At 43.2% G+C, this 22,858-nt stretch carries 15 protein-coding genes; 9 read left to right on the forward strand and 6 right to left on the reverse strand.

Features of this window, described 5'->3' with window-relative positions; all coding sequences use genetic code 11:
• Nucleotide 1: 1 nt before the first annotated feature.
• Entirely contained in the window at nucleotides 2-757 is a 756-nt protein-coding gene (locus tag AV939_RS05205; protein WP_057791748.1) for a hypothetical protein, read from the reverse strand.
• Between the two features lie 72 nt (nucleotides 758-829).
• Nucleotides 830-1,531, reverse strand: a complete 702-nt coding sequence (locus tag AV939_RS05210) for a sensor histidine kinase (RefSeq protein WP_057791750.1) — start codon at nucleotides 1,529-1,531, stop codon at nucleotides 830-832.
• 245 nt (nucleotides 1,532-1,776) lie between these two features.
• On the opposite strand from AV939_RS05210, the gene cysB reads away from it, so the two are divergent.
• Nucleotides 1,777-2,751 carry an HTH-type transcriptional regulator CysB gene (gene cysB, locus AV939_RS05215; protein ID WP_013784052.1) on the forward strand — a complete coding sequence of 325 codons (975 nt, stop codon included), beginning with the start codon at nucleotides 1,777-1,779 and terminating at the stop codon, nucleotides 2,749-2,751.
• A 181-nt stretch (nucleotides 2,752-2,932) separates the two neighbouring features.
• Here cysB and AV939_RS05220 read toward each other — a convergent pair whose 3' ends face one another.
• The 3 genes from AV939_RS05220 to pabB all read right to left on the reverse strand — a co-directional run bounded on the left by AV939_RS05220 (nucleotide 2,933) and on the right by pabB (nucleotide 6,543).
• Nucleotides 2,933-4,306, reverse strand: coding sequence for an L-serine ammonia-lyase (locus AV939_RS05220; protein WP_057791752.1), 1,374 nt, complete (start codon nucleotides 4,304-4,306; stop codon nucleotides 2,933-2,935).
• A gap of 172 nt (nucleotides 4,307-4,478) precedes the next feature.
• Nucleotides 4,479-5,051, reverse strand: coding sequence for a CoA pyrophosphatase (locus tag AV939_RS05225; protein ID WP_057791754.1), 573 nt, complete (start codon nucleotides 5,049-5,051; stop codon nucleotides 4,479-4,481).
• Nucleotides 5,038-6,543 carry an aminodeoxychorismate synthase component I gene (pabB, locus tag AV939_RS05230; RefSeq protein WP_057791756.1) on the reverse strand — a complete coding sequence of 502 codons (1,506 nt, stop codon included), beginning with the start codon at nucleotides 6,541-6,543 and terminating at the stop codon, nucleotides 5,038-5,040. The genes AV939_RS05225 and pabB overlap by 14 nt, the downstream gene beginning before the upstream one ends.
• A gap of 263 nt (nucleotides 6,544-6,806) precedes the next feature.
• Between pabB and AV939_RS05235 the strand changes: the two genes are divergently transcribed.
• Nucleotides 6,807-8,336 (forward strand): fumarate hydratase, encoded by a 1,530-nt coding sequence (locus tag AV939_RS05235; RefSeq protein WP_057791758.1) that lies wholly within the window; start codon nucleotides 6,807-6,809, stop codon nucleotides 8,334-8,336.
• An 83-nt stretch (nucleotides 8,337-8,419) separates the two neighbouring features.
• Entirely contained in the window at nucleotides 8,420-9,811 is a 1,392-nt protein-coding gene (gene rmuC / locus AV939_RS05240) for a DNA recombination protein RmuC (RefSeq protein WP_057791760.1), read from the forward strand.
• A gap of 116 nt (nucleotides 9,812-9,927) precedes the next feature.
• Here rmuC and AV939_RS20465 read toward each other — a convergent pair whose 3' ends face one another.
• The gene (locus AV939_RS20465; protein ID WP_057791762.1) at nucleotides 9,928-14,814 is read right to left on the reverse strand and encodes a S8 family serine peptidase; all 4,887 of its coding nucleotides are present in this window, start codon (nucleotides 14,812-14,814) and stop codon (nucleotides 9,928-9,930) included.
• A gap of 514 nt (nucleotides 14,815-15,328) precedes the next feature.
• On the opposite strand from AV939_RS20465, the gene AV939_RS05250 reads away from it, so the two are divergent.
• The 6 genes from AV939_RS05250 (at nucleotide 15,329) to tesB (ending at nucleotide 22,845) form a co-directional block, all read left to right on the forward strand.
• Nucleotides 15,329-16,516 (forward strand): thiamine pyrophosphate-dependent dehydrogenase E1 component subunit alpha, encoded by a 1,188-nt coding sequence (locus AV939_RS05250; protein WP_061093577.1) that lies wholly within the window; start codon nucleotides 15,329-15,331, stop codon nucleotides 16,514-16,516.
• Nucleotides 16,516-17,493: an alpha-ketoacid dehydrogenase subunit beta gene (locus tag AV939_RS05255; RefSeq protein WP_057791764.1), complete on the forward strand. Its 978-nt coding sequence runs from the start codon at nucleotides 16,516-16,518 to the stop codon at nucleotides 17,491-17,493. Before AV939_RS05250 ends, AV939_RS05255 begins: the two co-directional genes overlap by 1 nt.
• A 15-nt stretch (nucleotides 17,494-17,508) precedes the next feature.
• Complete coding sequence (locus tag AV939_RS05260) at nucleotides 17,509-18,852, forward strand: 2-oxo acid dehydrogenase subunit E2 (protein WP_057791766.1); 1,344 nt, start codon at nucleotides 17,509-17,511, stop codon at nucleotides 18,850-18,852.
• A 268-nt stretch (nucleotides 18,853-19,120) separates the two neighbouring features.
• Entirely contained in the window at nucleotides 19,121-19,996 is an 876-nt protein-coding gene (locus AV939_RS05265; RefSeq protein ID WP_231751169.1) for a 23S rRNA (adenine(2030)-N(6))-methyltransferase RlmJ, read from the forward strand.
• 85 nt (nucleotides 19,997-20,081) lie between these two features.
• The gene (locus AV939_RS05270; RefSeq protein WP_057791768.1) at nucleotides 20,082-21,989 is read left to right on the forward strand and encodes a protein kinase domain-containing protein; all 1,908 of its coding nucleotides are present in this window, start codon (nucleotides 20,082-20,084) and stop codon (nucleotides 21,987-21,989) included.
• Nucleotides 21,982-22,845, forward strand: coding sequence for an acyl-CoA thioesterase II (gene tesB / locus AV939_RS05275; RefSeq protein WP_057791770.1), 864 nt, complete (start codon nucleotides 21,982-21,984; stop codon nucleotides 22,843-22,845). Before AV939_RS05270 ends, tesB begins: the two co-directional genes overlap by 8 nt.
• The last annotated feature ends 13 nt before the right edge of the window (nucleotides 22,846-22,858 follow it).

The following is a 22,858-nucleotide window of genomic DNA, read 5'->3' on the forward strand; positions in this document are numbered from 1 at the left end:
GTTACCATTTCTTCTTAGGCGCGAACAACTCGTCTAATTCATCACGCTCTTCTTCTTGTTTCTTCGCTCTATCTTGAGCGTTAACACTCTTAAGGTTGTTCTGAATTTCAGATAGCCATTCGTGCAGCGTGGCTAAGCGAGATTGTGTGTATTCATCTTGCTGATTTTGATTTTCTAATGCGGTTTTTGCTTTTTCGTAATACTGACGAGCTGAACCTAACATATTCGATTGCTGTGCAGCTCTGCCACGTTTAATTAGCGTTTCAACATTAACCTTAATTTGTAAGCGTTCTAATTGCTTGTCTTCATCATAAAACACTTTGCTTTCTACTTTGCCCTTACTGTGTTCTGAACGAAGTAGAATACGAAGCTTCTTAACAGCTTGAATATATTGAATAATAAGTTTGTCATTATCGGGTAATACGAATTCGTTTGCGTTGACAGCATCAGGGTTTTTGGTAGCAGATTTTTGCTCTGCATTGGCAAGCTTTTGTTTGGTTTCTGGCGTACCACCAAGTTCATTGACGGTTTTAAGCGCAGCTAACACTCGGTTGTCCATGATTTGTAACATGCGGCTCGAAATAGGCATGTTTGAACAAGCTAGAATAACATTCTCTGTTTCATCAATAACAGCACGTTGTTTAGCCAGATCTGCCCGACGTTCCGAGTCAGCCTTAGCGCGATGTTGCTGCATAGCATTTATAAAGATTGCTGCTATCAGTAATACAACAATCAGAATTATTATTATCATGTACATGCGCGTATTTCCGTTTATTACTTAATTCGAATTATATGTTGGCTTTCAATGCCAAACTATTATGCGTTAATGTTACGGTATTTTTACCCTAAATACACTTCCGCCAAGACTACCGCCATTACTTAAAGAAATCTCTCCTTGCAGTTGGCCTTGCGTGTGAGCCGATGCAATAAGTCTAGCAAAGAAAAGCCCTAACCCGGTCCTACCTTGACTAAGCTGAAAATCGGCTAAGTCTTCGTGACTTTTTTCAAGCATAGACGTTGGATAGCCGATACCATCATCTTCCACACAAATATGTAAGCAATCATCTTCAACCTGAGCTGAAATACAAATTTGAGAGGTTCCATACCGAAGGGCATTCACCAGCACGTCATTAATTAATAGGTATATAAGCTCTCTATCTAAATACCAACTTAAATCTAGGTCAACATTCGCATTAACCACAATTTCTTTTTGTTCAATGTAAATATTATTTGAGCCAACGACATCGTTTATTAAGTCACTGACGAAACACTCATCTACTGTTATCGGCAGACTTTCTAATTCTGCACGATAAAGTGATAAAATTTGTACTAGATTGGTATTGAGCCGCGATGCTTCATAATGCACATTAGCTACTTGCTCTCGTGCTTTACTGTTTTCAGGGGCTAAATCATTAGACAGATTTTCAATTGACTGGATAAGAAGAAACAGCGAATTTTTCATATCATGCACAGCAGCAGCTAGCACCGACGAAAAGTCGATAGGAGAGGTAAGTTGCTTTTTTTCACTCATATGAATAAAACCCGTTATTTTCCTTAAAATTGAAGGCGTTGGACCAATTAAAACATCTGTAAGGATAAAGGAAAACAATTATTCAGTAGGTAACCCATTTTCAGTATTACTTATTTAGCGCAAAATTACCTACTATTTTCTGGGTTAATCTGTCACTTTTGTAATAGCTTATCGTAATTATTAGTAGTTTTGGTTATAACGATAAGGTTATAGTACACAACTGGTTACAAGGAGCGATGTTTTACATGAAATTACAACAGCTACGTTACATAGTAGAAGTACTTAACAATAATCTGAATGTTTCTGCCACGGCAGAAAGTTTATATACCTCTCAGCCGGGCATTAGTAAGCAGGTGAGAATGCTAGAGGATGAGTTGGGTGTACAGATTTTTGGGCGTAGTGGTAAACATCTAACCCATGTTACTGATGCCGGAAACGATGTCATTAATATATCCCGCGAAATCCTGGCGAAAGTAGAAAGTATCAAAGCGGTGGCTCGAGAACATACGCTACCAGACCAAGGTAAGCTGAATATTGCGACTACGCACACACAAGCACGTTATGCACTGCCTGATGTAATTCAAGGTTTTATGAGCAAGTACCCGAAGGTGTCTTTACACATGCACCAAGGTACGCCATCGCAAATTAGTGATTTAGCCGCTAAGGGTGAAGCCGATTTTGCTATCGCTACGGAAGCTTTACATTTATACAACGATTTAGTGATGCTGCCTTGTTATCACTGGAATCGTAGTGTGATTGTGAATAAAGATCACCCTTTGTCGAAGAAAGGCTCTATCGATATCAGTGATATTGCCAAATATCCCCTCGTAACCTATGTATTTGGTTTCACTGGTCGCTCAGAATTAGACCAAGCGTTTGAACGAGCAGGCCTTACACCTAAAATTGTGTTCACTGCCACAGACGCCGACGTTATTAAAACTTATGTGCGATTAGGTGTTGGTATTGGCGTTATTGCTTCCATGGCGGTTAGCGATGAACTCGACTCAGATTTGGTGAAAATTGATGCAAGTCACTTATTCGATTACAGCACGACCAAAATTGGCTTTAGAAAAGGCTCTTTCCTACGAAGCTACATGTACGACTTTATCGAGCGCTTTGCTCCGCATTTAACAAAAGATAAAGTCGAAAAAGCCATGATGCTGAAAAACAATGACGAAGTAGAAAAGATGTTCAAAGGGGTAACCTTGCCGGTTAAATAGGCGAGTATAGCTTAACAGGCTAATGTAGCATTGAAGAGACAATTGGCTCAATTGGCTTGGCGGTTTGCGTATGAAAATACATGACAGCATAAAAAAGGCGATTTGCGGTGTTTTACATATAAACCCCAATCGCCTTTTTTGTATCTACTGGTGTGTCACATAAAGTGATGTCAGTTAACGGTTAGCATTCGATTATATTAACTGCTAGGCCGCCTCTGGCTGTTTCTTTGTACTTGGTCTTCATGTCGTTACCGGTATCGCGCATAGTTTTAATGACCTTATCTAACGACACCTTGTGCTCGCCGCTACCGCGCAGTGCTAGCCGTGAAGCGTTTATCGCCTTAATTGCACCCATAGCATTACGTTCAATACAAGGAACCTGTACTAAGCCGCCTACGGGGTCACAAGTTAACCCTAGGTTATGTTCCATACCAATTTCAGCGGCATTCTCTACTGCCGGTACAGTACCGCCCATAATCTCTGCCAGCGCGCCCGCAGCCATAGAGCATGCCACACCTACTTCACCCTGACAGCCCACTTCAGCACCAGAGATAGATGCATTCTCTTTGTACAAGATACCAATGGCTCCTGCGGTAAGTAAGAAGCGACTTGCCACTTCTTCATCCACTGGGCGAATAAATTTATCTACATAATGTAAAACCGCAGGAATAATACCGGCCGCGCCATTAGTAGGGGCAGTTACCACGCGGCCTCCTGCTGCATTTTCTTCATTTACCGCTAAGGCAAACAAGTTCACCCAGTCCATGGTTTGCATGGGGTCGGTGGTATGTTCGGTTTGAAGACGTCTATAAAGTGCAGGCGCACGGCGCACTACTTTAAGACCACCTGGCAATATGCCTTCACTGTCAATACCACGTTGCACACAGGCCTTCATTACTAACCATATTTCAAACAGCTTTTGTTTTACGGCATGAGCAGGTTGGAAAGTGGTTTCGTTTTTAAGCATAAGAGCGCTAATACTCAACCCATTATTTTTGCATTGTTCTAACAGCGCAGCGCCAGACTTAAAAGGAAAAGGTACAGTAGCTTGAACGGCACCTGCGTGAGCCTTAGTGGCATCAAAATCCTCTTCTTTTACGATAAAGCCGCCACCAATGCTGTAGTACGTTTGCTCGCACAGCAAAGTGTCGTTTTCGTATACGTAAAAGGTAAGCGCATTAGCATGTTTGGGAAGTGTTTTACGTCGGTGAAAGACAATCGCATTTTTGTTTGGAAACAAAATAGGCTTTTCGCCATTTAGGTACAGTAATTCTTGGTTTCTTACATCTTCTAGCAGTGGCTCTATTTTATTTACGTCAATGCTTTCAGGCATTTCACCAGATAATCCAAGGATCACGGCTTTACCTGTTCCATGACCTATACCGGTTTGACCTAAAGAACCAAACAATTCCACTTTAACTGAGGTGATTTTTGAAAACAGCGCTGTGTCTGTTGCTAGTGTTTTAGCGAATTCAGCACCCGCCCGCATGGGTCCAACGGTGTGTGAGCTTGAAGGGCCAATACCCACGCTAAACATATCAAAAACACTAATCATAAAATCTACACCAGTCTGAATTACTAATAAATAGATCATGCATGTAGACGGGCTTAACTACAATACAGAAAAGCTAATCAATTGATTAGAATTGCTAATGTGGTGTAAAGAAATATTTAATGGCACACACGTAAGGGCACGTTAGGGCAGGTGTGTTTAAGCGCTGGTAAGCTTAAGGATGAATATGGTGAGACAGGTTACGCAATATGGCAGCCGTAGCACCCCAAATCATATGTTCATTCCACGGAATAAAGTAGATAGGCGATGAACGCTTACCTTTGCGCGCGGTATGAATAAGGTGATTTTTGCGGTCCAGCACATGGGCTAAAGGAACCTCGAAAGCACTTTCTACTTCGTTAGGGTCGATAACAGGCGTAAAACTTGGTTCAACAAAACCCACAACCGGCGCTATTTGATAACCGCTTACTGTCCTGTAATTCGGCAACACCCCAATAATTTCTACGTTTTCAGAAGGCATGCCTATTTCTTCACGGGCTTCACGAAGCGCAGCGTCAAAAACGCTGTTGTCTACCTCATCTACTGCGCCACCGGGAAAACTAATTTGGCCTGGATGATGACGCAAATGATGCGCACGCTCTGTGAGTAAAACTGTCAGCTCACTACCATAGTCCATTAGCGGAATTAATACCGCAGCTGGTCTGCCTCGAGATTTAAGCGGGTAATCCGGCTCTCTGTGCGTTTGACGCAAATGATGAAATTGGCGGAGAAAATCAGCTCTGTTCACGGCCTACTCCAAAATGGGAGGTTAGCACTGGCAGAATTTTAGACACTTTATCCAAGGTTTCTTTGTACTCGTCATTAGCCACTGAATCTAAAACAATACCACCACCAGCCCAGCAATGCAGCTCGTTATTCTCCCCAAGCAGTGTTCGAATACAAATACTTGAGTCCATATCTTCACGAAAGCCCATATAAAATATGCTGCCGCAATAGATATTGCGTCTATGCACTTCAAGTTCGTCGATTATCTCCATCGCCCGAATTTTAGGTGCACCTGTAATAGAACCGCCAGGGAATGAGGAGGAAAGTAAATCTAATGGGGTCGCGTCGTCGTTAAGTTCGCCTACAACAGTGCTCACCAAGTGATGCACTGCTTCATAGCTCTCTAGCGCAAATAACTCAGGCACTTTCACTGAATGAGGCTTACAGTGCTTTGAAAGATCATTTCGCAGTAAATCAACAATCATAAGGTTTTCGGCTCGATCTTTTGAAGCAGTCAGCAAAGACTGAGCGCTTCGTGCATCTTCTGCTTCATCACTAAACCGTGGGCGAGTGCCTTTAATCGGTTTAGTTTCCACCACGCCCTGTTTCACGCTAATAAAGCGTTCAGGGGATATACTTAAAATAGTACTGTTTTTTAATTGAATGAATGCGGAAAAGGGCGCTTGGTTACTTTCACGCAGGGCGAGATAAGCTTGCCAACAATTGCCTGTATATGACGCTGAGAACCGCTGTGCCATGTTAACTTGATAACAATCGCCTGCCTTTAAATAGTCGTGAATTCGCTCAATACAGCCAATATAGGCTTCTTTAGTGAGGTTAGACTTCCATTCACTAGTTAAAGAAAACGACGTGTTGGCATCATCTTCACTTTGCTCTTTCTCATCATCGATAGAGACTAAACAGGCCTGGTTTGTATCATCAGCGCCCTCTGTAAGATCTGCATCAGAACTAGGCTGTGTGACAAAGTCAGGTGGGGTAGTTTCACCTTTTGCCGAACAAAAATATAGGGTGCCTGTTACCGTATCCTCAATTAACGAAGACAGGTATAGCCCTACGGAAAAATCGGGTGTGGTATAAGTTTGCGCAGCTTTCGCTGGAAGCTTTTCATAATACCGCCCAGCATCGTAGCCTGCAAAACCTGCTACGCCAACAATAAATGGCAGCTGACTGGCTAACGATTGACTAAGTTCATCTAACTCAAGGTTGGCCACAGAACCATGAAGGTAGTGCGTTACGGCTTCAAAAGGTAGAAGGTCGGTTGCAAATGGCTCATCACCAGCTAACTGCACTAAAGCCGCTTCGCCATGTTTGGCCGTTACGGTAGCGCTCGGTTCCCATACCATCACATTGTAACGACCATTGCTTTTTGTCGAGCCACAAGTATCAAGCAAAATGGCACCTGCGTTGTGGGCAACCTGCTCAAAAATGTCTATAAGACAAAGGGAAGGTGAGGTGCTGACTGGCGTAATGATAACTTGCGATGTTGCGGGCATTAAAAACTAACTCTATACATCAGGTTAAAAAGAATGTTGTTGGCATTGAAGCTGCGTTAAATGGCTACTGAACGGTTAATTTAACAGTATTCGCACGGTATCAAACAGCTAACGTTAGTAAAGCGCGTTAAATTTGACAGCACAAGTTTGTTTTATCGCAAAGCCTCACCCATATTTTACATGGTACGGTGCCAATAGATGCGCTAGTATACGCTTTTTTAGCAGGCTAAGACCACGAAAGCAAAATAAAAAAAGAGGATGTCATGACCGTTATCCGCCAACAGGACTTCATTGATAGCATTGAAGATTCCCTACAGTTTATCTCTTACTATCACCCGCTCGACTACGTTAAAGCCGTAGAAGCAGCGTATAACCGAGAAGAAAGCCAAGCAGCCAAAGATGCGATGGCACAAATCCTTATTAACTCTAGAATGTCAGCTGAAGGCAAACGTCCTTTGTGTCAAGACACCGGTATTGTGACCTGCTTTGTAAAAGTAGGCATGGGTGTTACATGGGATAAAACCGATATGACTGTGCAACAGATGGTTGATGAAGGTACTCGCCGCGCTTATCTAAATCCAGACAACCCATTACGCGCATCTATCGTTGCCGACCCCGCAGGCGCACGAACCAACACCAAAGACAACACACCGTCAGTTGTGCACATTGATATGGTGCCAGGTGAAAAAGTTGAAGTAATGATTGCGGCGAAAGGTGGCGGCTCGGAAAACAAATCTAAGATGGTAATGTTAAACCCCAGTGATGATATTGCTGATTGGGTAGTTAAAACGTTGCCAACCATGGGGGCTGGCTGGTGTCCACCTGGGATGTTAGGTATAGGCATTGGCGGTACCGCAGAAAAAGCAGCTGTACTTGCGAAAGAAAGCCTAATGGATCCGGTTGATATCCAAGAGCTTATTGCTCGCGGACCAGAAACCACAGATGAAAAGCTACGAGTTGAAATTTTCGAGCGCGTGAATCAATTGGGTATTGGTGCACAAGGTCTAGGTGGATTAACTACAGTAGTAGACGTTAAAATTATGTCTTTGCCTACCCATGCGGCATCTAAACCTGTGGCGATGATCCCTAACTGTGCAGCAACCCGACATGCACATTTTCATTTAGATGGCTCAGGTCCAGCCGAACTTACGCCACCTAAATTAGAAGATTGGCCAGAGGTAACGTGGGAAGTTAGTGAAAACACCCGTCGCGTTAACCTTAATGATGTTACTAAAGAAGACATTCAAGACTGGAAAGTGGGTGAAACGGTACTCCTTTCTGGAAAAATGTTGACTGGTCGTGATGCAGCGCACAAGCGTATTCAAACAATGCTTGATAACGGTGAAGGTTTACCAGAAGGCGTAGACTTAACCAACCGCTTTATTTACTACGTAGGCCCTGTTGATGCGGTTGGCGACGAAGTAGTAGGCCCAGCCGGTCCAACTACTGCCACTCGTATGGATAAATTCACTGACATGATGTTAGAGAAAACTGGCCTAATCGGTATGATTGGTAAAGCAGAGCGTGGCCCTGCGACGGTCAAATCTATTGCAAAGCATCAGTCAGTTTATTTAATGGCCGTAGGTGGTGCTGCGTACTTGGTTTCTAAAGCTATCAAGAAGTCACGGGTAGTGGCGTTTGAAGATTTAGGTATGGAAGCCATTTACGAATTTGACGTAGAAGATATGCCAGTTACGGTAGCAGTAGACAGCACGGGCGCAAATGCGCACGAAACTGGGCCTGCTATTTGGAAAGCAAAAATTGAAGATTTAGATAAAGCGTTATCTAAGTAATCATACATTTGTGATTAAAACAGGTGCCATTGGCACCTGTTTTTGTTTATAGTGCTGTATAAATTAACAGTGCGTGTGTTTTTATGTATTCCTTACCTGATTTTCCCCCCCAATATTTAAATGCTGGCTTCTTATTACTGGCGTTATTTTTTCTTGTTTTGCTAATAGTAACCCGAAGAACATTGAATCAGGCTCGCGATCAAGTGGCTGAAAAAAGTGATGCGTTACTTGTTCTGCACCAAGCCTCCAGCGAAACCCAAGAACGTATGGGCATGCTAGTTGAAAAATCACGTCAGTATGAGCAGCTATTAGCTGAGAAACACCAACTTAGTGAAACCTCGAGCGTACTGCAAAAAGAGTACAGTAAGTTGCAAGCGCAATATGAAGCGCAAAAAGCAAGGCTGGATGCGCTTATGCAGAATCATGAAGAAAAGCTTGCGTTAATGCATTCGTCAGAACAACGCTTACAAACCCAGTTTGAAAATTTAGCGAACAAAATTTTTGATGAGAAAAGCGCGACCTATCAGAGCCAAAGTAAGCATAATATTGAAGCGGTATTGGCGCCGTTTAAATCTCAATTAGATGGGTTCAAACAACAAATTTCAGAGCAACATATTCGTGAAGGGCAAGAACGCGCGTCGTTGAAAACAGAAATTTTAAGTTTAAAGGCGTTAAATCAGCGTATAACTGAAGAAGCCTCAGCGTTAACCAACGCCCTTAAAGGCGATAATAAAAAACAAGGCAATTGGGGCGAGGTAATTTTAGAGCGCATTCTTAAAGAATCAGGTCTTCGCGAAGGCCATGAATTTGAAACCCAAGTGTCGGCACAGTCTGAACAGGGTAGGCGACTGCAGCCAGATGTAGTGGTGCATTTACCCAATGACAAAGACGTGATTATCGATTCAAAAGTAAGCTTAGCGGCGTATGAACAATATTTTAACTGCGACGATGACAACAGCCGCAAACAGTATCTAAGTGCACACGTGGCATCCATCAAGGGCCATATTAAAGGGCTAGGCGCCAAAGAGTATCAATCCCTTAAAGGCTTGCGCACATTAGATTATGTTTTACTGTTCATTCCTATTGAGCCTGCGTTCTTGCTAGCCATTGAAGAAGAACCTGATCTTGTCTCCCTCGCGCTTAATCATAATATTATGCTAGTAAGCCCCACGAATTTGCTTGTGGCACTGCGTACCATCAACAATATTTGGCAATACGAGTACCAGAACCAAAACGCGCAGCTCATCGCAGAGCAAGCAGGAAAGCTTTACGACAAATTTGTAGGCTTTGTATCTGATATAGAAAAGATTGGTAAAGCGCTAGATACCGCCCACGGAAGTTACGATGCTGCAATGAATAAGCTTTCAAGTGGGCGTGGGAATTTAGTGCGGCAAGTTGAGAAGTTCAGAGAAATGGGTGTGCAGCCTAACAAGCGATTAGACGACACATTAACGAGATTGTCAGATGAAGAATAATGAAAGCGCGTCGTTGAGGTAGCGTTAACGTTAGCTGGGATTATTGAAACTTCAGATATAAAAAAGGCCGCTTAACAGCGGCCTTTTACGTTTAAGTAATATCTAAGCGATATCGCTTACTTCATTTTACGTCTACGTAGATATACAACTGGAACAAGTAGCAATGCTAACCAACCCATTGAACCACCGCTCTTATCAGTAACGCTTACGGTTACTGTTTCTGTTGTTGTATTTAAGCCATCAAATGCAACCACTTCAAACTGAACAGCAATAGTGCTATTCGTATTAGGCGCTGTAGTCGTTAGACTTGAGCCTGCGATGTCATTGATAGTGAATGTAACGTCATCACCTTCTGGGTCTGTTGCTGTAGCAGAAACAGTGATTGACTCACCTTCTTCAACAGTAAACGGAGCAGTGATGTTGATAACAGGTGGTAAGTTATCTTTTATCGTAACATTAGCTGTTGCCATTGAAGTGTTACCGTTACTATCAGTAGCAGTAAGCTCAAGCACAATTAGCGTATCTTCAGTTACTTCTGGAGCAACTAGGATAGCTTCTTCTATGCCAGCACCTGCAATGATAGCTGCTGGTCCTTCAACTTGCTTCCAAGTAATGTCCACAGCGTCGCCATTTGGCTCTTCTACTAGACCAGGTAAGTTCAACTCCATCAATTCAACAACTTCCAGTGTTGCCACTGTCATGCCGTCGATAGTAACAACAGGAGGACCTTCAACTTGTAAACCTTCGTAAGTTTCAGATACTGCAGACGCTGCACCAGGGATGTTAGTCACTTCTGACATCGCCATCATTTGAATAGCACCACCAGCATCATCAGCATTGACCATAACGGTGTAAGCTAATTGAGTAGGGCTGCTATCAACGTCGTCAAGATACATACAGATTTGCGTACCAGATACAATTTCTGTATCAAAGTTTGCATCAAAGAAGTCTTGGCTGTAAGGCGTATAGTAAGGTGCTTGACCTGTAGCGCCATCAATATCTTCGTAACCAATGGTCACAGGCAAAGTACTACCAAGTTGGTGTGTCACATTATCGTATGAGAATACGATGTTTGGCTGACCTTCAGCTGGCTCATTGAAGAAAACAATTTGGTAATCTGCAATATCAGCGAAATCTCCGCTAAGACCCCAGAATCTCATGTTATCCCATTCAATGATTGTGTAAGCAGCGCCAGCAGATGCGACAGACACACCTACGCCGTTAGCAACGTCAAATTCCTGGTCACGCCACAACGGAGCAATAACACCACTTGGATCTGCAACATCTGGAAGTCCTTGGTTCACCCAAGGTGATGTACCCAAACTATTACCGACTGTAACAAAACCATCATCAGTTACCGTTACTGCATCGTACATGGCACCAAGGAAGTAAGCAGGAAGTGAATACGTCCCATCTACGGTGTCGCCATCTAACGTATCATCTATACCAATACCAAAACCAGCTAGGTCGATGTATCCACCGCCTTGACCAAAGTCAGGGTTAGCACAGAATGCGTCAGTAGCATTAGTGGTAATTGCATAAGATGGAGTAGCACCAATTAGCGATTCTTGGGTAATAGACCAAGAAAGCGTATTTTCAGTGGCAACACCATCGTGAGACAGTGAACCTTCAACTAACGTAACGTTATCAGGAAGCGTTAGTGAAATTTCATAGTCGCGGTCTTCCGTTGTAAAGTTTGGAAGTACGTTTACATAGAAAGTCGCTTCCTCTCCCGGTAGAACACGCTCTTCAGACTCAGCAGTTACATAAACATCATCTTCAGCACGAACAATATCTACAGGAATAATGCCAAGGTTATCAACGTTATCAGCATCAGTACCCATTGAAACAGCACCAATGTAGATATCACCTTCAACCGCGTCTGACAAATCCCAAGTAAAACGTACGTCGAATTCAGTTAACTGAGGAATAGCTGAAGGAGCATCAATAGTTAGCCCTTCACCGGGCTGGTTATCAACCATGGCATGCGCTAATACAAAGCTATCTTCAAAACCTTCTTCATCAGACGATGCAGCCCAGTTTTGTACAATTACCCAGTAGCTTCCTGCTGCTGGCATTTCAACGCTTACATACTCTTCAGTTGCAGCAGTTGCGGCAATAGCAACCTCTTCATCTTCTTGAGGTATACCGTCTGCATTTGAGTCAAACAAAATGCGTAAATCTAGATCTGGCGACGTAGTATCCATGGTTGCTGCTACTAACCGAAGTGTACCTTCAGGTACTTCGATTTGCGTAATGTGCAAGCCATCTTCTAAATCATCTAGGTAGTCATTGTTGTCTGAATCTTGCGCAACCATACCTTCAACTTTCGTTGCTTTGGTTAGGCCGTAAGACGTAACCTGAAGATCAGTAATCTCAACTGCCATTACATCTTCAAGCAAGTACGAGTCTTGATTACGATGTGCTTCAAAGTCAATTTCATCAGGTAAGTTACCGTTAGAAGCGACAATTGAAACAGGAAGGTGTAAGTCTGGAGATGAACCAGAAACTAAGTTGATTTGACCAAACGACCAAACGTCACTTTCTGCACGGAATGCGTCAATCTCAATCGTTAACTCTTGAGATTGTCCAGCAGTTAAGTCGAAGGTAGCAGGTGTAACAGTAATGTCTAAACCATCTGAAATGGCAACACCGTCTACAGACCAAGAGCCGTCTTTAGTTGCTGTTACGGTACGAGTCCATGTGCAAGAACCTACACAGTTGTCGTCGGTAACAGAAGGTAGGTTAAGTGTACGAGGCTCACCACCTAGTGCTGGATCAGCAGAAGCATAATTTGCGTCTGTTTCATCCATAACTAAGCCAGATTGAACTGCTAGGTCTACTTCAATACGACCTGCGCCCATATCAAACCAATCTGCTGCGGTTTCACCATCTTCTTTAAGAACATCGGTGGTAGCCGTCATCATAAGAGCAGAACGGACTTGATCTGGTGTCCATGATGGTTTTTCATGACGTACAAGTGCAGCAGCACCTGCAACATGAGGGCCAGACATAGACGTACCTTGAAGGTAGGCATAATCAGCTGGTGCAGAACCTGTAGAATCTTGACCGTACTGTTCATCAGAGTAAGCAGCATAAATGCTAACGCCCGGCGCAGTTACCGACGGTGTTAGTGTGCTAATTGATGTATTAGGACCACGTGAAGAGAACTCAGCCATAATATCAGCCGCGTCGTCGTCCACTGTTAAAATGCCTTCCGATGCTGTGATAGTCGCAGTATGGCCTTCACCTTCTGCCAACCATGAACGCAGCATATCACCGTTTGTAGCATCAACGTGGATACCCGGAATAATATACGCATCGTTATTCACTGATGTTGCGCCGTCAGCAAGGTTTGCTAGAACGAAACCAGCAGCGCCGCCACTTGCAACGTTAGATGCTTTAGCTACACGAGCAATTGCACCACGGTCACAAACAACAATCTCACCTGCGAAAGTATTTTCAGGGAATGGCTCTAAACACTGTGCAGGGTCGCCATCAGGATCGTTTGCATTGGTGTAATCACCGGCATAAACGATTGAACCCGATATCGCGCCAGAGTTACTCTTACCAGCGATAGCACCTAACTCAGTTGCACCACCAGTGAAAGAGATTGATTTATCATACTCTACACTTCGACCGTGTGTAGAAGCAGCAACAACGGTAATCCACGGTGCGTGTTTCTCAGTTGTTTCTGGATCAGGGCCGCTATTACCCGCAGATTGAGCAATAAAAATGCCCGCGTTGCGTGCATTCAACCATGCTGCGTTAAGCGAACCACTCCAAGGGTAGCCACCACCTGAAATTGAGAAGTTAATAACATCAACAATACCTGATTCAACCGCGTCGTCTACCGCTGCAGCCATAGCCGCACCAGTACAACCTGCATAGGTATCACCAGTGTTACCAGGTTGACACACTTGATAAGAAATAATGTTTGAGTGAGGGGCTACACCTGAAATTTGACCAAAGGTGAAACCAGTTGCAACACCGTCACTTGCATTTACGTCAAATTCAGCGGTAACTTCACCAACATCAACAAGAACGTTACCAGCTGCAGTACTTGCAGTATGTGAACCGTGACCGTTGTAATCTTCACCAAAACGTATAGTACCGTCTTGTGGGAAGATAGTGTCGTCTGTGTATACGTCAGAGATAGACGGATAACTATAAATACCAATTAGTTTGTCATTACAACGAACTTCAGCTTCAACTGCACATTCACCTAAGTAAACATCGGCGCCAAGTGGGTTAGTATGATCGTAACCATCACCACCTACATCAGCAAAAGAAGGGTGGTCACTGTTGATACCAGTATCAAGTACTGCAACTACAACGCCTTCACCTTGACGACCTACGCCGCTTTCATTAGCTGTGCCGTCCCAAACTGCAGGAGCGCCAATTAAACTTGGTCCCGTGTCAGTATCAAGTTGATATACTTCATCACGTTCAACATTTTTAACGCCTGGCAAACGCGCTATAGCTTCTGCCTCAGCTGGCGATGCTTTTATCGCAATTGCGTTTAGTGCGTATTTATATTCTGCTATTGTTTCTAACGAACCTACAGCAGACTCTGCTTTAGCAATAACTTCTGCTTGTTTCTTCTCAAGGTAAGAGGCATAGGCTTTTACTTCTGGAAGAGAAGCGTCTAAGCGTTTGCTAGCAGACGAATTAGATCGTGTTACTGAAACTTGTTTTTTAAGTTGGGGGTTAGTGGCTTCTAAGCCTTCAACACCGCCATCGTAGCTCGCTACTGCGTCGTCAGAAAGATGTACAAAGTAAATGTAGTCTTTATTTTCGAGTCCTTTCTCAGCGGTGTAGAGTACTTTAGGTGTGGATACTGTTTTAGTGTTCTTGTACTTATTTATCGATGTCGCTTTAACTGCTTTGAGTTGATCAGCAGTTACAGAAAACGATTCTGTTGCAGATGATAGTTCTGCAGCAGAATGCATGGACATCGACATCAGTGCAGCAGATACAGCTAATGTCACTTTATTATTCACAGGTAACCTCCGTCGGCCTGTTTTTGGGATTTTCCCTGGATGGATGAAATTTCTTATTTTTATTGGCTTTGTTGATCCAATTTTTATTGTCATAACAATGACAATAATATTTCTAGCATAATTTTTTTCACTTTGTAATGAATATTAAACATTAATATGAATTACACATGTTGTTACATTTAGTCATACTTTTTCATTTGATCTTAGCTAAAAAAAGGGGGAGGAATTTGGCTACACAACAGTCAATTCGGTAGTTAAACACTTACCTCTATCTAAGAATCTCGCATACTCATTTACAAAACAAATTCGTATTTTTATCCTTCTATTAGCATCAATTTAACATTGCTGGTCAATATTAGGATATTAGTTCTATCAAAATAGGATATTAAGAATTTTTATCATATTTAGTTGATAAACCGCTGCACAAATAGCACAACGCCACCAACATACTTCTATTAGCATAATGACCATAGCAATCTCGCTTTCGAATCCTTCAAATTGCAGGGAGTTTATTGTGGAAGATAGAAATCATCTCGGAAAAATTAAAACAACAAACAGGGTTGAAGTTATCGGCAATGGGTTAATTGATATTCCCATGCTGCAATTGCTCAAACCAGATGGAAGTGAGCATGAAACTGCGCAACTTCCAGAGATTGACCAAACACTGGCGTTAAAAATTCACGACACCATGGAATACATCAGAATTCTCGATGAAAGAATGGTGGCAGCGCAGCGCCAAGGAAGAATTAGTTTTTATTTAGCAAGTACGGGTGAAGAAGCCGCAGCCGTTGCTAGCGCAGCTGCTTTATCGCCCAATGACATGATCATGAGCCAATATCGAGAGCAGGGTGCGCTGGCTTTCAGAGGCTATACAACTGATCAGTTTATGAATCAAATGTTCAGCAACAAAGCCGACCCTAATAAAGGGAGGCAGATGCCAATCCATTATGGTGATAAAGCCCTTAACTTTATGACTATTTCTTCCCCACTAGGTACGCAAATACCACAAGCATCAGGTTATGCCTATGGGCAAAAAATGGCAGGCAACGATGCCATTACTATTTGTTATTTTGGTGAAGGAGCTGCTTCAGAAGGCGATTTTCATGCTGGAGTGAATATGGCTGCTGTTCTCAATTGCCCGGTTATCTTTTTCTGCCGGAACAATGGCTATGCCATTTCAACGCCGTCGGAAGAACAATTTGCTGGAGATGGTATTGCATCACGTGGAATTGGCTACGGCGTGAAAACGATTCGGGTAGACGGTAACGACCCGCTAGCGGTGTTTGCTGCAACGCAGGAAGCACGCCGTATAGCGTTAGCAGAAATGTGTCCGGTACTGATAGAAGCGATGACCTACCGACTTGCGGCTCATTCTACGTCTGACGATCCTACGGGCTATCGTTCTAGAGATGAAGAAGATAAGTGGCGCGCAAAAGATCCAATCGCAAGAATGGCGAATTGGCTTACCCATAAGGGCTGGTTTGATGAAAAACAGAACAAAGCCAAAGTTGATAAAGCGCGTCAAGATGTACTCGCGGCGTTAAAAGTCAGTGAAACGGTTCCTATTTGCGGCATAGAGGAAATAGTTGAAGATGTGTACGACAGTGTACCCTGGCATCTACAAGATCAGCTGACTTCGTTAAAAGCACATATTAAACAATATCCTAAAAAATATCCTAAAACGTCTGGGAGTGTTCGCTAATGGCTAAAATGAACTTACTACAGGCAATTAATAATGCGTTAATTACCGCCATGACAGCGGAAGAAAAGGTCATGGTGTTTGGTGAAGACGTGGGCCATTTTGGTGGTGTATTTAGAGCGACCAGTCATCTACAAGAGAAATTTGGTAAAGGCAGATGTTTTAATACGCCGCTTACCGAGCAGGGCATCATTGGCTTTGCGAATGGGCTTGCATCACAAGGATCTTTCCCTGTTGCTGAAATTCAGTTTGGTGATTACATCTTTCCTGCGTTTGACCAAATCGTAAACGAAACGGCTAAGTGGCGTTATCGCTCAGGCGGACAATTTGATGTAGGCGGTCTTACCATTCGTACGCCCTATGGTGGTGGTATATCGGGTGGTCATTACCACAGCCAATCACCGGAGGCGTTTTTCGCCCACTGCGCAGGTTTGAAAGTGGTTATTCCACGAGACCCATACCAAGCGAAAGGACTGCTTTTAGCCTCTATTCGCGATAAAAACCCAGTACTTTTTCTTGAGCCAAAACGTTTATATCGCGCGTCTATTGCCGATGTACCTGAAGAAGATTATGAACTGCCACTTGGTAAAGCCGATTTAGTACAAGAAGGCTCTGATATCACCCTACTAGGGTGGGGTGCACAAATTGAGATATTGCAAAAAGCCGCTGAAATGGCGTTAGACGATGGCGTGTCTTGCGAAATTATAGACCTGCGCTCCATTTTACCTTGGGACGCCGAAGCCGTTATCAACTCGGTAATGAAAACCGGCCGATTGCTTATTAACCATGAAGCGCCACTTACCGGCGGCTTCGCCAGTGAAATTGCCGCGACTATACAAGAAAAATGCTTTTTGTATTTAGAAGCGCCTATTTCGCGTGTTTGTGGTTTAGATACACCTTATCCACTCGCTCATGAAACCGAATATATGCCTGATGAAACTAAAACGTACGAAGCTATTAAGCGCTCGTTACATTATTAAAAGGGAGCCAATAATATGAATATTGATTTTATTTTACCTGATATTGGCGAAGGTATTGTTGAGTGCGAAATCGTCAAATGGAACGTTAAAGAAGGTGATGTCATTGCTGAAGACCAAAGTGTAGTTGAAGTAATGACTGATAAGGCAGTGGTAGAAATTCCTGCTAAGCATTCAGGCACAGTACATAAGCTTTATTATAAGCAAGGCGATATTGCACAAGTGCATAGCCCATTATTTGCCCTTCATACAGATGAAAGTGCTAGCGAAGGTAATCAAAATAGCACCGATGACACAACGACTGATGCTGCAACTGATCAAGTAAGTAATGCAGAAAGAGTTAACGAAACTACTAGCCACAGTGCTTCACCGGTTAACGACAATACCAGTGAGCAGGGTAACCTAGCCATTAGTGATAAATGGCAAGACGGGGATTTTGAGCCTCCTATTGCTATACCGGGCAAAGTTTTGGCAAGCCCTGCAGTACGCCGTATTGCCAGAGAGCACGAGATTGATTTACTTGCTGTTGCTGGCAGTGGCAAAAAAGGCCGTATTTTAAAACATGATGTCAGCAACGTTTGTGCGAATACCGTTAGTGCGAGTAACGTTAGCACAAATAATGACGAACTCTCAGCTACGCCTAATCACGCGGGTGAATCAAGTTATACCGAAAAAGTGCGAGGCATTCGTGCGGCTATGGCAAAGCAAATGGTAGCGTCAGTAAATACCATTCCTCATTTTACGGTGAGCGATGAAATTAGAATGGATAAGCTAATTGCCTTGCGACAATCACTGAAGCCTATGTTTGAAGCAAAAGACGTAAAGCTTAGCTTTATGCCCTTTTTTGTAAAAGCATTGTCGTTGGCGTTAAAAGCGTTTCCTATCATTAACAGTCAATTAAACGAAGACGGTACTGAGCTTACTTATTTTAATCATCATAATATCGGCTTTGCCGTTGACGCTAAAATTGGCCTCTTGGTGCCTAATATTAAGGGCGTAGAAAATCTGTCTTTGTTCGACATAGCTCAGCAAATGCATACCACTATCGAGCAAGCTCGTGAAGGAAAATTGGGCGGTGACGCACTTAAAGGTGGCACTATCAGCATTTCAAATATTGGCGCTATTGGTGGTATTACGGCTACACCGGTTATCAACAAGCCTGAAACGGCTATTGTCGCGCTAGGTAAAACTCAAAAGCTTCCCCGTTTTGCCGCTGACGGTAGTGTTGAAGCGCAAAATATCATGATGGTGAATTGGTCTGGTGATCATCGTATTATTGATGGCGCTACTATGGTTCGCTTCAATAATTTGTGGTCTAGTTATATTGAAGAGCCAGAAACCATGCTAATGCATTTGAAATAGCGATAGGATTCTAATGTGGGCCGCAGGCCCACAGCCTAGTAATAGGCAAGTACGTTAATACAATTACGTTAAAATAAGTTCGTTAATTTAAGTAATCTAATACAAGTGCTTTAATAAGAACTGTGCGAACTACAGTGATTTAATCACGGGGCACTTTTAATAGTTCTTATTCACAGAGAGCTTATTTACACAGAACGGGCTGTCGGGCTTGTGTGGACGTTAGCCCAAGCGTTATTATTGACAGCTAAACTACATTTTCCTGCGCAGTATGCGCGTCAACTTATGGTATATCGTGCTTAGCTATCAACATGCATTTCATGCCGGCAACCATGCCGACGTTATTAAACACCTTTGTTGGATGGGCGTAATAAGCCATCTCAAGAAAAAAAATAAGCCTTTCACCCTTTATGATACGCATAGTGGGGCTGGGCTTTATCAACTTGATGATGCCTTAGCATCCAAAAATAAAGAGTATGAGTCTGGGGTAGACAAAGTAGCTAACATTTCTGCAAATTCACCTTTGCTGCAATCCTATTTGTCGCTATGTAACGGGTTTTTAAGTGATAGATGTTATCCAGGTTCACCGGCTATTAGTGCCAAGCTAAAACGTGATATCGATGTGCTGCATCTTATGGAGTTGCATCCTGCTGAACATGAAAAACTCGATGATGCCATGTGGCAGATTGGCGATAGCCAAAGCCATGTTCATCACAGAGATGGATATGAAGGATTAATTGCACTTACGCCACCTTCACCTAATCGTGGCGCGGTATTAATAGATCCGCCCTACGAAAAGGCTTCTGAATATCAAGATGTAGTCAGTGCTGTGAAGAAAGTATTAGCGCGTTGGCAGCAAGCACAAATAGTAGTGTGGTATCCGTTACTATCAGAGCGAGCGGGGGCTAAAAGTGGGGCCAGTCAGAAAATGTGCGAGTTGTTATCGGCACTAGGTAAGCCCTGTTTCACTATCGAGCTTACCGTTGAAGAAAATACCGCCGATGCTGGCATGTACGGTTCTGGCTTATGTGTCATCAATCCACCTTGGCAGCTTGATGTCAGTATGAGTGAAGCCCTTGATGAGATTACCCCGCTATTAGGAAGCGATGCTGCGTATACGTTGACATGGCTAACTACTGAAGAGTAATCCCTTTAGCGGACTCTTTTTAACGAAGAGCTAAAAACGATTTAAAGCACTCAAGCGTAAACAATCACAGAGGTAGGCAATTGGCATGTCTCAGATAAAAGGGTTAACGCATTTTTATATACCCGATGAGCAGTCTATTTATTTGCTCTCACATGCTGATGCCAAAAAACTTAAAGATTGGGTAGCACTGTGCATCGACCAATTGGCTAGTTTAGGCTACCGCAATATCTCGTTATTGGGAAAAGGGGCGTTTGGGTTTGCATTTGCAGGTACAGCGCCTAATCAAAATTTAAGCTCGAACTCAAGTTCAGATTCACGTGCTAATAGAAACCCAAACACACAAGAGCACGTCTTTAAGTTTTCTCGAATAAATCTTCCTCAGCATGTACAAGAACGGCTTGAGGAAGAAGCTTTCATGCTATCTCAAGTTTCCCATCCTTATGTGCCTGCATTGGTTGAATATCAGCAAATAGGTAAACAATCTATTTTGGTGATGGGCCGCGCCCCGGGCGATGATTTAGAAAAAGTCAGTTTAGCACGGGGGCCACTCCCGCCAAGGATCATCGTCAAAATAGCGGTACAGCTTGGCGAGTTGTTACAAGTATTTCGAGAGCACACTCAAAAAGGCAACGCCAAACCTATCGTTCATGGCGACATTAAACCTTCTAACTTGGTATGGGATGAACCTAAAGAGCGCATCGGGCTTATCGATTGGGGTTCATCCGTGTTTGCACAAGTAGACGAAAATGGTCAGTACACTAGTAACAATGTGATGGACTTGATGTCTAGCGAGCTTCATCAAACCAACGCCCGATTAGGTGATGTCTATTTCATTGGGGAAGAGCAGCTAAACGGTGCGCTATCATCCCCACGTTTCGATGAGCAAGGTATGGCAAGCACGCTATATGCTTTAGCGTCGGGGCAATCATGTCGGTATGGCCATCACGTTATTCGCCCTTCATCTCTTGGACTGCCAAAAATGTTAGCGAGCATTTTAGAATATATGCTTAGTGACGACCCCCAAAAAAGGCAACAAGGAGGAGACTACTTCTTCAATAACTTGCACGTGCTAAAACATATGGTGTTTTCAGAAGATGCAGTACCGCAGTATATACCCAGTATTCCTACTTGGATCACGCACTCGCAAGATGACATCGAAACCGTTGTTTATAGTTCTCGTAAATCTTATTTGCGCCAGCAATCTGCATTTGAAGATGCTTCATTACGTTATATCGATGATGCCCAGTTCGATCGGTACTACAAAAACTTTTTGCAAGGAATGGGCGATACCGAGAAAGCGTTTGTGTCGGCAATTAGTCGGCTAGGCCGTTATCCTGTTGTCGGCGGCATGGCAATTCGCTGGGAGCCTAACGGCGTTTATGTAGACTCCAGTTTAAATTTACACGATGCGGCATTAAAAACCGCCTTCGAACTTGCGGTTAACAATGTAATCAACCTTGCTCGCGCCATCCATAAACCAGGGGTATTTAAGTGTTGCATGTTTAACGCTAAAAACACGCTTCACATTGAGCGAGAAACCGAAAACGATGCTTTTTTACCAACACCGGAATGTGTAATACCGTTTGATTTATCCCGTGCCTCAGTGGCACAAGATGAATCCAGAACTCATTCTTACTTTGAAGATGGTGACGACCCAGACGAGCTTTTGAAGTTACCTGAGCCCATTATTGCTATTATCAAAGAGCTTAATACTATTCACCATACGGGCTGTATTATTTTTGAAGCTTTAAGTACTCATTTAAAGATTCATAGTTATTACACATTGCTCAATCATCACGAGAAAGAAAGATTTTCTGAATTATTAGCCAAGTTAGTGGAACATGTGCCGTCAATAAAAGGGCTAGGCATTTCAGGCTTTATGAAGTTACCCTATAAAGACACGCGATTTTTTGAGCACAGGGCGTATTTACCAGAAAAATACTACCCAAGAAACCCGAACGCTGAGCAACAAGAGAAAGAAAAGCATGCCTGAGGTTAAATTATCTTCGTTATTTGAGTTAGAGACTGTTGAAGCGGGTTTATATCGCGGACAAAGTTGGGATTTGGGCTTTCGTGCATTATTTGGCGGTCAAGTACTAGGGCAAGCGTTAGCTGCCGCTTATGAAACAGTAGATAAAGACCGTATAGCCCATTCATTTCATACTTACTTTTTGCTTCCTGGCGATGCAAAGAAACCTGTGGTCTACGATGTAGAAGTGGTACGAGATGGCCGTAGCTTTTCTGCCCGAAGAGTAAAAGCAATCCAAGATGGTCGAAACATCTTTTACATGACGGCGTCATTCCAAGTACCTGAAAAAGGTATGCATCATCAGCAAGCAGATATGCCTGACGTGCCGCCGCCAGAAGAAGTGCAGTCTGATATCGAGTTTTATGAAAAAAACTTCGACAAAATTGCCCGTCCTATGCGAGAAGCATTAAGTTATCATCGCCCGGTGGATATTCGTACTATAGGTGCGGCGAACTCCTATCAGTCTAATCGCCAACCCGCTAAGCGCTATATTTGGATGAAAGCAAGAAACGAGCTTGCACCTGAGATCACACTGCAACAAGCAGCGTTAGCGTATGCTTCTGATTACCATTTCTTAAGTACGTCATTACAGCCACACGGCATTTCAGTTACCGACAAATCGCTACGTATTGCGACTATTGACCATGCTATGTGGTTTCACCGCCCCGTTAATATGAATGAGTGGTTATTGTATGTAATGGAAAGTCCATTTAGTGGCGGAGCAAGAGGTTTGGTGAGAGGTCAGATCTTCACTCAACAAGGTGAGTTAGTAGCCTCTGCAACCCAAGAAGGCTTGATGCGACAAGTCGATGTCGACTAAATGACATTTTGTT

The organism is Alteromonas sp. Mac1 (assembly GCF_001562125.1).
In the GTDB taxonomy this organism is placed as follows: domain Bacteria; phylum Pseudomonadota; class Gammaproteobacteria; order Enterobacterales; family Alteromonadaceae; genus Alteromonas; species Alteromonas stellipolaris.

Bases quoted from the DNA above. Each gene is read 5' to 3' on its own strand.
- AV939_RS05235 (WP_057791758.1), top strand. From the start codon at position 6,807: ATGACCGTTATCCGCCAACAGGACTTCATTGATAGCATTGAAGATTCC.
- pabB (WP_057791756.1), bottom strand. From the start codon at position 6,543: ATGCCCGCAACATCGCAAGTTATCATTACGCCAGTCAGCACCTCACCT.
- AV939_RS05210 (WP_057791750.1), bottom strand. From the start codon at position 1,531: ATGAGTGAAAAAAAGCAACTTACCTCTCCTATCGACTTTTCGTCGGTG.
- AV939_RS05265 (WP_231751169.1), top strand. From the start codon at position 19,121: ATGCGCGTCAACTTATGGTATATCGTGCTTAGCTATCAACATGCATTT.
- AV939_RS05220 (WP_057791752.1), bottom strand. From the start codon at position 4,306: ATGATTAGTGTTTTTGATATGTTTAGCGTGGGTATTGGCCCTTCAAGC.
- cysB (WP_013784052.1), top strand. From the start codon at position 1,777: ATGAAATTACAACAGCTACGTTACATAGTAGAAGTACTTAACAATAAT.
- AV939_RS05260 (WP_057791766.1), top strand. From the start codon at position 17,509: ATGAATATTGATTTTATTTTACCTGATATTGGCGAAGGTATTGTTGAG.
- AV939_RS05205 (WP_057791748.1), bottom strand. From the start codon at position 757: ATGTACATGATAATAATAATTCTGATTGTTGTATTACTGATAGCAGCA.
- AV939_RS05270 (WP_057791768.1), top strand. From the start codon at position 20,082: ATGTCTCAGATAAAAGGGTTAACGCATTTTTATATACCCGATGAGCAG.
- tesB (WP_057791770.1), top strand. From the start codon at position 21,982: ATGCCTGAGGTTAAATTATCTTCGTTATTTGAGTTAGAGACTGTTGAA.
- rmuC (WP_057791760.1), top strand. From the start codon at position 8,420: ATGTATTCCTTACCTGATTTTCCCCCCCAATATTTAAATGCTGGCTTC.
- AV939_RS05255 (WP_057791764.1), top strand. From the start codon at position 16,516: ATGGCTAAAATGAACTTACTACAGGCAATTAATAATGCGTTAATTACC.